Origin of the sequence: Rhizobium sophorae, assembly GCF_013087515.1 — a bacterium.
GTDB lineage: Bacteria > Pseudomonadota > Alphaproteobacteria > Rhizobiales > Rhizobiaceae > Rhizobium > Rhizobium sophorae.
This window is the reverse complement of the sequence record NZ_JABFCN010000051.1, coordinates 98,788-111,217: the sequence shown is the minus strand read 5'-3', so window position 1 is coordinate 111,217 and position 12,430 is coordinate 98,788. Positions and strand designations below refer to the sequence as shown.

The window sequence follows — 12,430 nt, the reverse complement described above, 5'->3', positions numbered from 1 at the left end:
GCAGGACACGAGTACGCGTATGAACCAGTATGACAGGAACAGGGTAAGCCGGCTCCCTGGCTGGCGCAGTTTTGAGCCATCTCAGACCGCGCCGGAAGGCGTGCGCATGCGCAGTCCTGTCATCCGCCCGGATGATTTCGTCCGGCCATCGCCCGAACCCGCCCCGCCCCCCTACGTGCCGCCGGCAAGCATTGCGGAAACCCGCCCATATGAGCGTCCGGCGCCTCCGCCTGAAAAACAGCCTGTCGTGGACGCGCCGCCGAAGGCAGAGTCCGCGCCTGCCGCACCGCTTCTCGACCTCCGCTCGAGTATCGCCGCGATCTGGAGCCGGCGGCTGATCGTCTTTGGCCTGGCGCTTCTCGGAGCCCTCGCCGGCGGGGCGGTGGCGCCGCTCATCGCCCAGAAATTCACGGCCGTCAGCAGCCTCTATTTCGATCCGCGCCAGATCGGCCTTGCCGATGCCGGCGCGCAATCGTCGGGGCCCTCGCCGGAAATGATCTCGGCTCTGATCGACAGCCAAGTGCAGATATTGACCTCGGGCAATGTGCTCCGCCGCGTCGTCGAGGCGATGAAGCTCGACCAGGATCCCGAATTCACCGGCGGCCGGACGGATGGCGCTGCCGTGATCGGCACTCTGCAGAAGGCGCTGGTCATCACCCGTGAGGCCAGCACCTATGTCGTCTCGCTTGCTGCCACGACCAACGATCCCGAAAAATCCGCAAGGCTTGCCAACCAGGTCGTCACCTCCTTCACCGAGGAAGAGAACAGCGCCTCGAACGGCATTTACGAAAACACCTCGTCTACGCTCGATGGACGCCTCAACGACCTGCGCCAGAACGTGCTGGAGGCCGAGCAGGCTGTCGAAACCTTCCGCGCCGACAACGACATGGCCGCGACCGAGGGCAATCTGATTTCCGACCAGCGGCTCGTTTCGCTGAACACGATGCTAGTGACGGCTCAGGAAAAGACCATCCAGGCGAAGGCGCGCGCCGATGCTGTCGCTAACCTCCGCGTCGAGGACATCGTCGCCGGCAATCAGGCAGAGGGCGGCGTCACCTCGCCACTTGTCAGCCTGCGTCAGCAATATGCTACCCAGGCCGCCGCTGTCGGCAGCCTCGAAAGCCAAATGGGTACGCGTCATCCGCGCCTGCAGGCGGCCCGCTCGTCGCTGCAGAGCATATCAGTCGAAATCAGGGGCGAATTGCAGCGTCTCGCCACCTCGGCAAGGGGCGAATACGAGCAGGCCAAGGCCGCCGAGGACAGCATCGCCAAGGAGCTTGCCGTGCAGAAGGCGCTGCACGCGAGTTCGTCGGACAAGCAGGTGGAATTGAACGAATTGCAGCGCAAGGCGACTGCGGCGCGCGATATTTACGAGACGGTGCTGAAGCGCTCCAGCCAGACGAGCGAGGAGCAGAACCTCAACCAGAGTAACATTCGCGTCATCTCGCCGGCCGAACCTCCGGTCAAGGCCGACGGTCCGGGAAAGAAAATCCTGCTGGTCGCCGGCGTCATCGGCGGTTTTCTTGCCGGTTTTGTCGTCGGCGCCGGCTTTGCGATCCTTGCCGGCCTCTTCGGTCATCCCGTGATCAGAAGTTATTTCAGGAAACCGCCCGCTGCGGCCGCTTGATGACGGTCGTCGCTTTTCCTACATCGGGGAAGCGGCCTATCGCCGGCGGGAGAGTTGCCATGCGGCTATTGATGATGCTTCTGATATCGCTCGTTGCCGTGCCAGGCTTTGCCCCGGCGTCCGCCTTTGCCGTCGACTGGACGAAGTCCCTCGATTCGGGCGTGCAACCCCTCTATCCCTACAAGGGTCTTCCCGGCGTCAAGGCGCAGCCGGACAAGAAGGAAGAGGAATCCTACAATTGTCGCACCGAAACCGTTCAGATTCGCCGTCGTTATGACGAGATCTTCCGCTCGGGCGGCATGCCGACGCTGATGTATGTCTGCGAACGCGACGGCTTCGTTACCACGGGTGGCAAAGTTCCGCTCCGCGGCCACTACCAGCCGGTGCGGTGAACGCCGGAATCGAAAGCGCCCCGGCTTGATCGCTTTCAGGCTTCCAGCCAGATCAGTTCCAGACCCGGCTTCTGCAGGTACGGCATGTTGCCGATCGCTGCACGCGCCTTCAGCGGATTGAGGCCGATGAACAACGCCTCGGCATCATCGGCAATTGCAGTCGGTGCAATGACCGGATGGCCGAAATGCATTGCGTTCTGTAGGTTTGGATTCTGGTCGAGGAACGCGGTCAGCTCGACATCTTTGCCAACACGACTGAAGATCCAGCTTCCATAAAAGCCCGCGCCATAGATGGCGGCCTTGCGCCCGCGGAAGGTGTCGGCCTGTTTTTCGAGGCAGGCAGCTGAAGCTCGCCAGAAATCGCAGATCTCCAGCCCGCGCTCGACGGCTTGCTGGACGAGAGCGGCGTCCTGCTCCTGCCTGACTGGTGTTTCGCTACGAACCGCAACGGCAAAAAAGGCGCCAGGGAAGGACGTTGTGTCGATCACGGACATTTCAAAACCGCCGGCGGCCAGCGCCCGGCGCAGCGAAGCCTCGCTGAAGTGATTGACATGGTCCGCAACCGTCATATCGCCAGGATTGGCCGAAGCGTCGGGCATCGAAAGCAGTAGCGTGCCACGCGGCTTTAGGAGCTTGTGTATCCTGCGGACGAAACCGACCGGATCGGCCACATGCTCGATGACGAAATGGCTCATCACCGCATCGAAGCGGCCGTCCCATGCTGCCGGTACCTCATAGGCCGCCTGCGCATCCGGCGCGATCCAGCCATTCCAGGCTGAAGCGTAATCGCGGGAAATATCGAAAACATGGGGCTCGATATCGGGCCGCTTGGCGACGATCTTGCGCAGCGTATCGGCCTTTGCCGCGCCGTAGTCCAGAAGCTTCGCTCTCTCCGGAAGGTTAAGCAGATTGCGCGCAATCTCGGCCTGATGGTCCGTCCGGTAAATAACAGTGCCATCGGGCTTGACCGCAAAGATCTGGTCTTGGCCCTCGCTGCCCAGCGAAATGCGGTAGCCGGTATCGTAGAATGTTTCGATATCAGGAATTTCGTCGCACTGCGCATGGCCGCATCCGTTGCAGACGTAGACGCGCGTATGAATGTCGAGAAGGGTCATGATCGAGGTGAGGGCGGGTGCCGGCGCTTCATAGGCCGGCTCCGCAATCTTCCCTCCACAGACGCGGCAAACCGTCATTCGGCGGCCTCACGTTGAACGGAAAGCTCCGGAAGCACGTCGGCGAACTTGACTCCGGCGGCAAACGAGCCCTTCCAGCCGATGCGGATGCCAATCGGCTCGAGGTAATTGAAATAACGGAATTGGATGCTCCAGCGCGGCGTGGTCGAGACGTTGTGACCAGACTGGTGCAGCGTCAGGAAATCCATTAGCACGAGGTCACCTGGGTTTGTCAGCGGCGCGACGTGCTTGTAGCGGGCGAGGCGCTCTTCAGCTCGGTCGAGATGCAACGCGTAGGCGCCCGTCTTGCCGGCGCCGGCATCGTCCTCGTAAACGGGAACCAAGCCTTCTGCATGCGAGCCGTCGGCGATTTGTACTGGCCCCATGTTCTGCGTGACTGGCAGAAGCGGCGTCCAAAAGACGACGCCGTCGACGCTGCGCAGTTGGCCGGGGAATTCCTGATGCCACTGAGCGCGGAACTTTTCTTCGCCCGGGTTGTCGATGCGGATGCCGTAGCCTCCGGCAGCAATGCCTGGAACACTGTCCGGACGCAGTGCCTTGAAGGCTTCGTCATTGGTAATGTTGGTGACGAGACGCATGAAGGCGGGGATTTGCTTTATTGCGTCATAAACCTCGCCGCCCCACGCCCGGTTCTTGGCGATCAGTTTCGGATAGGCGATCGTCATTGCGTCATGCGTGGTTTCGGTCGGCGCGTCGACGCCATACTTCCTGCAGATCAATTCGAGGACCTGACGGATACCCTCCTGGATCGGCGCAATGTCAGCGGCTGGATCATAAAAGCCCGGCATGACGAGGTAGCCCTTGGTGTCGAAATCAGCGCGCAGGCTGTCGGTGATCTTTGCGTTTGTCATGATGTGACCGTTTCCTCCTTCAGGAAGTCTTGCCACGCTACCGTGGCCGGGATGAGACAGTTACGCGCCTCCGGGCCCGTTCGGGCGATAAGATCGAGTACCGAAACATATGGCGTGAACGGGCCGACTGGCTGAGGCCAGGGTGTGCGGCTGTAGTTCATGTATTCCACCTGGACGCCGGCCCGTTCGAAGGCCACGTGGTCCATATAGTTTGCCGCGCCGTGACCCGTGAGATAGCGGGTGCCGCCGGCCTTCAGCACGATATCGAGCACACGCTGCCAGGAGATACCCTCGACGCCCATCTCGCTGGTCTTTTCTATCTTCCGGCTCTTGCCGATGCCGAGATAGCGGGCCGGTTCCTCGATGCTGGCGATCAGCAGCTCCAGCAAGGAGGAATGGCGATAGACGCTGTCGAAGATCGAGAGCGCATCGTCGATGAAAGGTGCGCCAAGCAGCGACTGGCGTAACTGTACGCGGTGGCTTGCCTGCCAGTCGTCGCCCGCCGCCGCAAGTTCGGAAATCTTCTGAAAGCTGCCCTTGCCTGCGAGTGGAATCGTCATCCAGCAGCGATCGTTGCCGCGCAGAAGCTGGATGCGGTTAGTGAAGCTGCCCTTCGAAAACTGCGTATCGTCGAGATAGATATAGCTATCGGCGATCATGAGCTGTTCGAAGAAGCCCGGCCAGGGGAACAGCATCGGTTGGGTAATGACCACAGCAGTCATGTTACTCATCCTCCAGTCGTCGCTCAAACAGCAACACGTCGCGGGTTATGCCATTGGCGTCGGTGAAATGCGCTTCTAGAAGACCGACCTCGCGATAGCCGAGCGACAAATGTAGCCCGACAGAGGCGGCATTATCGATGTCGATTTCGGCCATTAGCTTGCGAAGGCCAAGCACACGAGAGGCATGGAGCGCAAGTTCGGCAAGGGCCGCGCGTCCGAACCCGAGTCCGCGCGTCCCCTCCGCCAGAACGAGGCCGCCGTAGCCGGTCGCATTTCGGAGATGGACTTGGGTGATCTGCACGTAGCCGGCGGCCTTGCCGCTGGTCTGATCCTCGATGACGAGAAATGCCCCGCCCGTCTCGCTGCGCCGCCGTTCGATCCAGGCGTCGAGCGCCGCATCATCGGTAGCATCGGCCACCGTCAGCAGGAGTGATTGCAGCGCGCTGTCGCGGCGGAGGGAAAAGAGCAATGGCCGGTCGCCATCCACCACCGGGCGCAGTCTAACCGACGCCTGGTGTGGAGCATGGCTCTCCATCACTTGCGGACGCATTTGAGATATCCTCCCGGCGAGCTGGAAAGCACCAGCTTACCGTTCAGCGCCTCATCGGTTTCGAAACGGTCGGTCTCCTTGAGATATGTGTTGAGCGCCGCATAGGGCTCGTCGCCGGGATACCAGATTTTCGAGCGCTTGGTCGGCGTCTGCGACAGGTCTCCACGGCCGAGCAGGGTGTCAGCAACGACGATGTACTGGTCTTCGGTGACCAGCGGGCCATAGCAGCGCAGTTCGTCGAGAACGTGGTCGCGGCTATGATCGCTGTCGAGAACGACCATGACAGAAGCACCGGCCGGGATCTCGGCCCTGACCTTGGCAAGCGTCTCTGCCGTCGTCGACGGGCCTTCGATCAACGTGATCAAGGGCGAAAGCGGGTGCTTCTCGATGGAGTCTCGGTTGTGGGCGCGGATGTCGATGTCGACGCCGATCACCTTGCCCTTGCCGATCACCTTCAGCAGCGAAGCCATGAAGATCATCGAGCCGCCGCGGGCCACGCCCGTTTCAATGATGACGTCAGGCTTGGTGTTCCAGATCACTTCCTGGGTGGCCATTACGTCAGCCGGCATCTGGATGATCGGCACGCCCATCCATGACCAGAGGTAGGCGTAGTCATATTTGTCGAGCGCTACCAGCGTGTTCAGCGCCTGCTGGAAGGCATCTTCGTCCTTGCCAAGCGCAAGCGCCATTTCGCGTTTCTGAGCTTCGAATTCGAGGCGATCGTCCTTGGTGGTCATAACTCTCGGAAACCTTCTGTATATTCTGCGCTCAGGCCGACTTATGGAGGCGAACGGCGCTATTGTCCTGATGGCTACGTACAACTGAGATCAGCGTTTCTGCCACGCGGTCGATGTCGGCCTTGCTCATGTCGTGGTAGCTCGGCAGGTTGATCGCCCGCTCCGGAATGCTCCAGGCGTTGACGTTGGCTGGCTTCTCCGCAAACATCGAAAGACTGGAAAGCGGATGGAAGAAGACGCGCGCATCGATATTGGCGGTTTCGAAGGCTTGCTGCAGCATTTCGCGGTTGATGCCGGTGGCAGGGTGGAAAACGGCCGTCGGCATCCACGCGCCGTTGATCGTCCCAGTATATTCCGGATTCATGCTGATGCCGTTGAGTGTCGAGAGGCGCACCATGTAGGCGGCGAGAATTTCCCGTTTGCGGGAGACGAGCTCCTCGATGCGCTCCAGCTGGGCGCAGCCGATCGCTGCCTGGATGTTCGACATCTTGTATTTGAATCCGATCGCGTCCGGCCAGAACTGTTTCTTCTGGCTGCGGGCGCGGCCGTGATTGCTGAGCGTCAGCACCTTTTCATAGAGATCGGCGTCGCTGGTGACGAACATGCCGCCTTCGCCTGTCGTCAGCGTCTTGGTGCCATGGAAGGAGAAGGTGCCGAAGGTGCCGATCGAGCCGGCGCGGCGGCCGTGCCAGACCGAACCGATCGCCTCGGCCGCGTCTTCGATCACGGCGATGCCGGTACGCTTGCCGATCTCGATCAATGCATCCATGTCGCAGAGATTGCCGTAGATGTGCGTGGCGATGATCGCCTTCGTGCGCGGCGTGATGCTGCGCTCGACTGCGGTGGGATCGATGCACCATGTATCGGGCAGGACGTCGACGAAGACGGGGCTCGCGCCGAGATGCATGATAGGCGCCACGGTCGCCACCCAGTTCGTATCAGCAAGGATCACCTCGTCCCCGGGGCCGATGCCGAGTGCGGCAAGCCCCATATGCATCGCGCCGGTGCAGCTCGACGTCGCGATCGCAAAGCCGCTGCCGAGATAGGCGCCGAACTCACGCTCGAAGCGATTGATGTAATCGTAGCAGCGCGCGCCCCAGCCGTTTGCGGCCGCATCGGCGGCATAACCGGTTTCCAGCTCGGTGATCGATGGCTTGGTGTAGAATATTCTGTTCGTCATGCCTTATTCTCTTGGGATGAGGGCTTGGGACTCGTAAAGCCGGGGCACATTAAAACTGACTAACGCATGAAACTGGCGCGAGGCTTAGCGTTGATCGAAGAATTCCGCGCGACCATCCCACCTCAAATGATCACGTGTTGGATGAGATCCTGCTCGCTGAAGATCAGGTTCGGCTTGTATCCGAGCGCGACGAATTCGCCGTGGCGCGCAGCGTCGGCGATGAAAACCGCGGTGTGCTTCGTCAGGTCGGCATCATGGCCCGCCGTTTCCTCGACGACGTCAACTTCCCCCGGCAGGCCGAGATCGCGCAGCATCTCCTCGATCGAGCGTCTGTCGGCAACGCCGCTGAGCATCAGCCGACTGATGCCCTGCGTCGCACCGACTTGATAGGCAAGTGTCTGGATCGCCACCATCAGCGGCAGCGAGTTGCGGATACGGATGACTTCGGGATGGTCGGGCATGCCGCCGATCGCCAGGCGTGTATAGAGTTCGTAGGCCTTGATGAAATCCTTCCGTTGCGCCCAGAAACGGAACGCGACGGCCATGCGGTTGAGCGTGAAGACCTTGCAGAGCTCCTCGAAGACGATACGGGCTTCGCGGGTCGTGGCGAGATTGCCACGCTTAGAGCCGATATAGAGGAAATATTCGAGGCCGCCGCGATATTTGTCCCAGGAGGTCATGACGTCGTCATTGCCGGCCTGCTGGCGGTTCGGCGCGATCGAAGACACGGCGACCGAGCGGTAGAACGGCTGCTGCAGGAAGGCGACGGCACCCTGATCGACGAAATGCGCGAGATAGGAGAAGGCCCAGAAGCAGAAATCGCGTGGAACCCAGGAGGAGCGAAGCGCCGAAGCGCGATAGATGCCGATCTCCGGGAAGATATGGCGCTCGCAGATGAATTGGAACACCGCTGCAAAATTGCGCTGCTCGAACTTGATGCTCCCATCGATTGTATAAAATTGATGAAGGTCGCGGTCGGCGATCTCGTCGTAGAGATACCAGGGTGCGTGGCAGGCGGCGACATCAGGATTGGCGTCAAGGTAGGCCATAGCCGCCTCAACGCCGCTCGGGACGAGGAAATCGTCATCGGCAAGGTAGATCGAATACTCGCCAACTGCGTGATGGAAGGCGCAAGCGAGGTTCGGGCCTGAGCCGCCATTGATGGCACGGCGGTGATAATGGATCGGCAACCCTTTGGCGATGAACTGCTCTACGAGTTGGGTCGTGTTATCCGTCGAAGCGTTGTCGGAAATGACGATCTCATAGGGAAAGCTGAAATTGTACTTTTCGCAATGCTCGAGCGCGTTTCGCAGGTAGGCTTCGCGGTTATAGGTCGGGATGCAGATGCTGAGTTTGATGCCACTCAAAGGTTTGTCTCCTGGCTGTAGCTCTCAAGCGCGGCGTCGCGCTCGTTGATGATGCTCGGCGTGAACGGCCAGGCGATGGAAAAGGCGGGATCGTCCCAGCGGACGCCGCGGGCAAGCTCCGGTACGTAGGTTTCCGACATCTGGTAGAAGAGCTCGCAGTCGTCTTCGAGCGTCAGGAAGCCGTGTGCGCATCCGGCAGGTATATAGAAGGCGTTGTGACTGATGGCATCGAGCTCGACGGAGGCCCATTTGAGATAGCTCGGCGAATCCGGCCTCAGATCGACCGCCACGTCGAAGACCCTGCCGCGCGTGGCGCGCACCAGCTTGATCTCCGGTCGCGGCTCGGCCTGGTAATGTATGCCCCGCAGCGTCCCGCGCTTGTGGTTCTGCGAGACATTGCACTGCGGGTAGACGGGCACGAGACCCTGCGCCGCGAAGGTCTGCGCGTCGAAGGTTCGTGCGAACATTCCCCGGTCGTCGGAGCGCGCTTCGACTTCCACGACAAAGGCACCCGAAACCGCGGTCGGAACGAATTTCATCCGAGCACCGTCAGTTCCGGCACGGCGACCGCGAAGCGTCCCCCCCAGGCGCCGACCCTGCTGTTGGCCGCAACGACCTCATTCTTGATGTTCCAAGGCAGAATGAGAATGTAATCCGGCTGCGTCTCGTCCATCTTCTCCGGCGCGTAGATCGGCAGTTTGCTCCCCGGCAGGAAATGCCCCTGCTTGTGCGGATTGCGATCGACGACATATTCGATGAGATCCGTGCTGACGCCGCAGAAATTCAGCAACGTGTTGCCCTTGGCGGCAGCGCCATAGGCGGCGACCTTCTTGCCGTTGCGTTTGGCTTGTTCGAGGAAGGCGAGCAGGCCATCCTTGATCGGCGCCACGCGGCTCTGGAAAGCCTCGTAGGTCTCGACCTTGTCGAAGCCGGCGGCCATCTCGTCGGCGTGGACCTTGGCAAGGCCGTGGCCGGTTGCGTGAGCCGTGGATGTTGCACGGCTGGCCAGTACGCGGAGACTCCCGCCATGGGTCGGCAATTCTTCCACGTCGAACACTTTGAGGCCGTGCGCCGCGAAGACCTTTTCGACGGCGAGCAGTGACAGATAGTAGAAATGCTCGTGATAGACAGTGTCGAACTGGATGTTTTCCATTAGCCGCAGCAGATGCGGGAATTCGACGCTGACGACGCCGTCCGGCTTCAGTACGGCCGAAAGCCCGCCGACGAAATCGTTGATGTCAGGCACATGCGCCAATACGTTGTTGCCGATGACGATGTCTGCGGCGTGGCCGCGCGAGACGAGATCCTGAGCCGTCGCTGTGCCGAAGAACCGCGCTTCTGTCGGCACGCCGATGGCGCGCGCGACGTCGGCGACGTTTTCGGCCGGCTCGATACCGAGCACCGGCACGCCGGCTTCGACGAAATGCTTTAGCAGATAGCCGTCATTGCTCGCGACTTCGATGACCTGCGATGTGGCGTCGAGGCCGAAACGCTGCCGTGCCATGATGGTGAACTGGCGCGCATGTTCCACCCAGCCGTCGCTATAGGAGGAGAAATAGGCATAGTGGCTGAAGATGTCCTCCGGCGGAACGAAGGCGTCGGCCTGCACCAGCCAGCATTCAGAGCAGACGAAGGCGCGCAGCGGATAGGAGGGCTCGGGCTGCTCGAGCTGCTCCTCCGTCAGATAGGCGTTGGCGAGCGGCGTCGATCCGAGGTCGACGAAACGATGCTTCAGCGGGGCATCGCAAAACCGGCAATTATGCGCTGTCATGATATTGCTTCCTCATATGCCGCGATCTGGGCGAGCGAGAAGGCGCGCATGTCTGCGCCCTCGCGGTTGGCCTTGTACCAGGCGGCAGTCCAGTCGATGGTCTGTTGCAGGCTGAGGCGCGGGCGCCAGCCGATGCTGTCGAGCGCAAGCGCCGAGCTCAGCGTCAGCGCCGGCGCTTCCGGCAGATGTTCGCCAGGCGCAAGCCGCCATACGTTTTCGACGCGGTGCGCGCGTCCAAGCGCTTCGGCGAGTTCGGAAACGGTGGCGAAGCTCTCGGGATGCGGACCGAAATTCAGCGCATCCGGCAGATCCCCGCCGCGCTCCGTAAGTGCCTCAGCGAAGCTGAGATAACCGCCAAGCGGCTCCAGCACATGCTGCCAGGGGCGGATCGCTGCGGGATAACGAAGCATGATCGGCTCTCCGCCTTCGAAGGCGCGGATGAAATCCGGTATCAGCCGATCCTTCGACCAGTCGCCGCCGCCGATGACATTGCCGGCGCGGACCGTGGCGAGCCTGAGATCGCGCCCTTTGAAGAAGCTGTCGCGGTAGCTTTGGCAGACGAGTTCGGTGCAGGCCTTGGAATTGCTGTAGGGATCCTTACCGCCGAGCGTATCGGTCTCGACGAAGGGTATGCCGCTGCCGTTATTGGCGTAGACCTTGTCGGAGGTGATGACCAGCACGGTCTTAACGGAGGGCGTCTGCCTGATCGCGTCGAGAACATTGGCCGTTCCCATGACGTTGGTCGAAAAGGTCTCGGCCGGGTTCTCATAGGAGCGCCGCACCAGCGCCTGCGCCGCCATATGGATGACGATTTCCGGCTCGAAACGCCGGGAGAGATTAAGAAGCGCCTCGGCGTCGCGGATGTCGACGATGTGATGGCCGCGATCGTGCCAGGGAGCGAGCTTGCGATAGAGCGACGGTTCGGTCTCCGGCGCCAGCGACACCGCGGTCAGCTCTGCGCCGAGCCGCTCCAGCCACAGGGAAAGCCACGAGCCCTTGAAGCCGGTATGTCCAGTCAGGAAAACCCGCCGCCCGTTCCAGAAGTCCGTCAGGCCCATAGCTTCCACGGCGCCTTTCCGGAATTCCAGAGTTCTTCCAAATGGTTGCGCTCGCGCAGCGTATCCATCGGCTGCCAGAAGCCGTCATGCTTGAAGGCGGCGAGCTGGTTGTTGGCGGCGAGCCATTCCAGTGGCCCGCCTTCCCAGATCGTATCGTCGTCCGGGATGAGGTCGACCACCGAAGGATCGAGCACGAAGAAGCCGCCGTTGATGCGCTGGCCGTCGCCTCTCGGCTTCTCGACGAAGGAAGTGATGAACTGCCCCTCGATATTCGTGGCGCCGTAGCGTCCCGGGGGAGTTACCGCGCACATCGTCGCCTTGAGGCCATGGCTGCGATGGAAGGCGACTTCGGCGGCGATATCGACGTTGCCGACGCCGTCGCCATAGGTCAGGCAGAAAGGCTCGCCGGGTGTCAGATGGTCGCGAATGCGCGCGATACGCCCGCCAGTCATCGAATGCATGCCGGTATCGACCACAGTCACGCGCCAGTTCGGCCGCGTGCCGCCGTGATAATTGATGCTGTTGGAGGCGAGGTCGACGGTGATGTCGTTGTGGTGCAGAACAAGGTTTACAAAATACTCCTTGATCATGTAGCCCTTGTAGCCGGCGCAGATGATGAAATCATTAAGCCCGTGATGAGCATAGATGCTCATGATGTGCCAGAGGATCGGCATGCCGCCTATTTCGACCAGAGGCTTGGGTCGGATACTGGTCTCCTCGGCAAGACGAGAGCCAAGGCCACCGGCGAGAATTACGACTTTCATCCCAAGCGAACTCCAGAGTGTCTAGTCAGGTTTCCCGACCACCCACAGAGCCGCCCGGGCTCTTTACAGGCGGAACGGCCGTATGTTCATCCTTGCCCCGGTATCCGATTTCGTTCTTGTGCGAGGCTTGCGGGGCTGTCGGAACGGGCAGCCGCGCGTTTCGCAGGCCGTGCGTTGAGCAATGGAACAGGCTCGCCGTTCGGAAATCCCGTTGGCCG

At 61.1% G+C, this 12,430-nt stretch carries 13 protein-coding genes; 2 read left to right on the top strand and 11 right to left on the bottom strand.

Annotated features, from left to right (window positions below; all coding sequences use genetic code 11):
• Window positions 1-19: 19 nt before the first annotated feature.
• Entirely contained in the window at window positions 20-1,627 is a 1,608-nt protein-coding gene (locus G9X64_RS29040) for a GumC family protein (protein WP_171377892.1), read from the top strand.
• 59 nt (window positions 1,628-1,686) lie between these two features.
• Entirely contained in the window at window positions 1,687-2,019 is a 333-nt protein-coding gene (locus G9X64_RS29035; RefSeq protein WP_171377891.1) for a hypothetical protein, read from the top strand.
• Between the two features lie 35 nt (window positions 2,020-2,054).
• Here G9X64_RS29035 and G9X64_RS29030 read toward each other — a convergent pair whose 3' ends face one another.
• From G9X64_RS29030 to rfbF, 11 genes are all read right to left on the bottom strand, one after another.
• A complete protein-coding gene (locus tag G9X64_RS29030; RefSeq protein ID WP_171377890.1) occupies window positions 2,055-3,212 on the bottom strand; it encodes a class I SAM-dependent methyltransferase in 1,158 nt (385 codons plus the stop codon).
• On the bottom strand, window positions 3,209-4,063 hold the full coding sequence (locus G9X64_RS29025; RefSeq protein ID WP_168308089.1) for a phytanoyl-CoA dioxygenase family protein: 855 nt from the start codon (window positions 4,061-4,063) through the stop codon (window positions 3,209-3,211). Before G9X64_RS29025 ends, G9X64_RS29030 begins: the two co-directional genes overlap by 4 nt.
• Entirely contained in the window at window positions 4,060-4,785 is a 726-nt protein-coding gene (locus tag G9X64_RS29020; protein WP_168308088.1) for a WbqC family protein, read from the bottom strand. The genes G9X64_RS29025 and G9X64_RS29020 overlap by 4 nt, the downstream gene beginning before the upstream one ends.
• Window position 4,786: 1 nt before the next feature.
• Window positions 4,787-5,335 carry a GNAT family N-acetyltransferase gene (locus tag G9X64_RS29015; RefSeq protein ID WP_246271045.1) on the bottom strand — a complete coding sequence of 183 codons (549 nt, stop codon included), beginning with the start codon at window positions 5,333-5,335 and terminating at the stop codon, window positions 4,787-4,789.
• The gene (locus tag G9X64_RS29010; protein ID WP_168308087.1) at window positions 5,320-6,072 is read right to left on the bottom strand and encodes a cephalosporin hydroxylase family protein; all 753 of its coding nucleotides are present in this window, start codon (window positions 6,070-6,072) and stop codon (window positions 5,320-5,322) included. The genes G9X64_RS29015 and G9X64_RS29010 overlap by 16 nt, the downstream gene beginning before the upstream one ends.
• 31 nt (window positions 6,073-6,103) lie before the next feature.
• Entirely contained in the window at window positions 6,104-7,252 is a 1,149-nt protein-coding gene (locus G9X64_RS29005) for a DegT/DnrJ/EryC1/StrS family aminotransferase (RefSeq protein WP_168308086.1), read from the bottom strand.
• A 122-nt stretch (window positions 7,253-7,374) separates the two neighbouring features.
• Window positions 7,375-8,619: a glycosyltransferase family 2 protein gene (locus G9X64_RS29000; protein ID WP_171377889.1), complete on the bottom strand. Its 1,245-nt coding sequence runs from the start codon at window positions 8,617-8,619 to the stop codon at window positions 7,375-7,377.
• Window positions 8,616-9,158, bottom strand: a complete 543-nt coding sequence (rfbC, locus tag G9X64_RS28995; protein WP_171377888.1) for a dTDP-4-dehydrorhamnose 3,5-epimerase — start codon at window positions 9,156-9,158, stop codon at window positions 8,616-8,618. The genes G9X64_RS29000 and rfbC overlap by 4 nt, the downstream gene beginning before the upstream one ends.
• Entirely contained in the window at window positions 9,155-10,390 is a 1,236-nt protein-coding gene (locus tag G9X64_RS28990) for a class I SAM-dependent methyltransferase (RefSeq protein WP_171377887.1), read from the bottom strand. The genes rfbC and G9X64_RS28990 overlap by 4 nt, the downstream gene beginning before the upstream one ends.
• Window positions 10,387-11,448, bottom strand: a complete 1,062-nt coding sequence (gene rfbG / locus G9X64_RS28985; protein ID WP_171377905.1) for a CDP-glucose 4,6-dehydratase — start codon at window positions 11,446-11,448, stop codon at window positions 10,387-10,389. The genes G9X64_RS28990 and rfbG overlap by 4 nt, the downstream gene beginning before the upstream one ends.
• Window positions 11,439-12,212, bottom strand: coding sequence for a glucose-1-phosphate cytidylyltransferase (gene rfbF / locus G9X64_RS28980; RefSeq protein ID WP_171377886.1), 774 nt, complete (start codon window positions 12,210-12,212; stop codon window positions 11,439-11,441). The genes rfbG and rfbF overlap by 10 nt, the downstream gene beginning before the upstream one ends.
• Window positions 12,213-12,430: the final 218 nt, after the last annotated feature.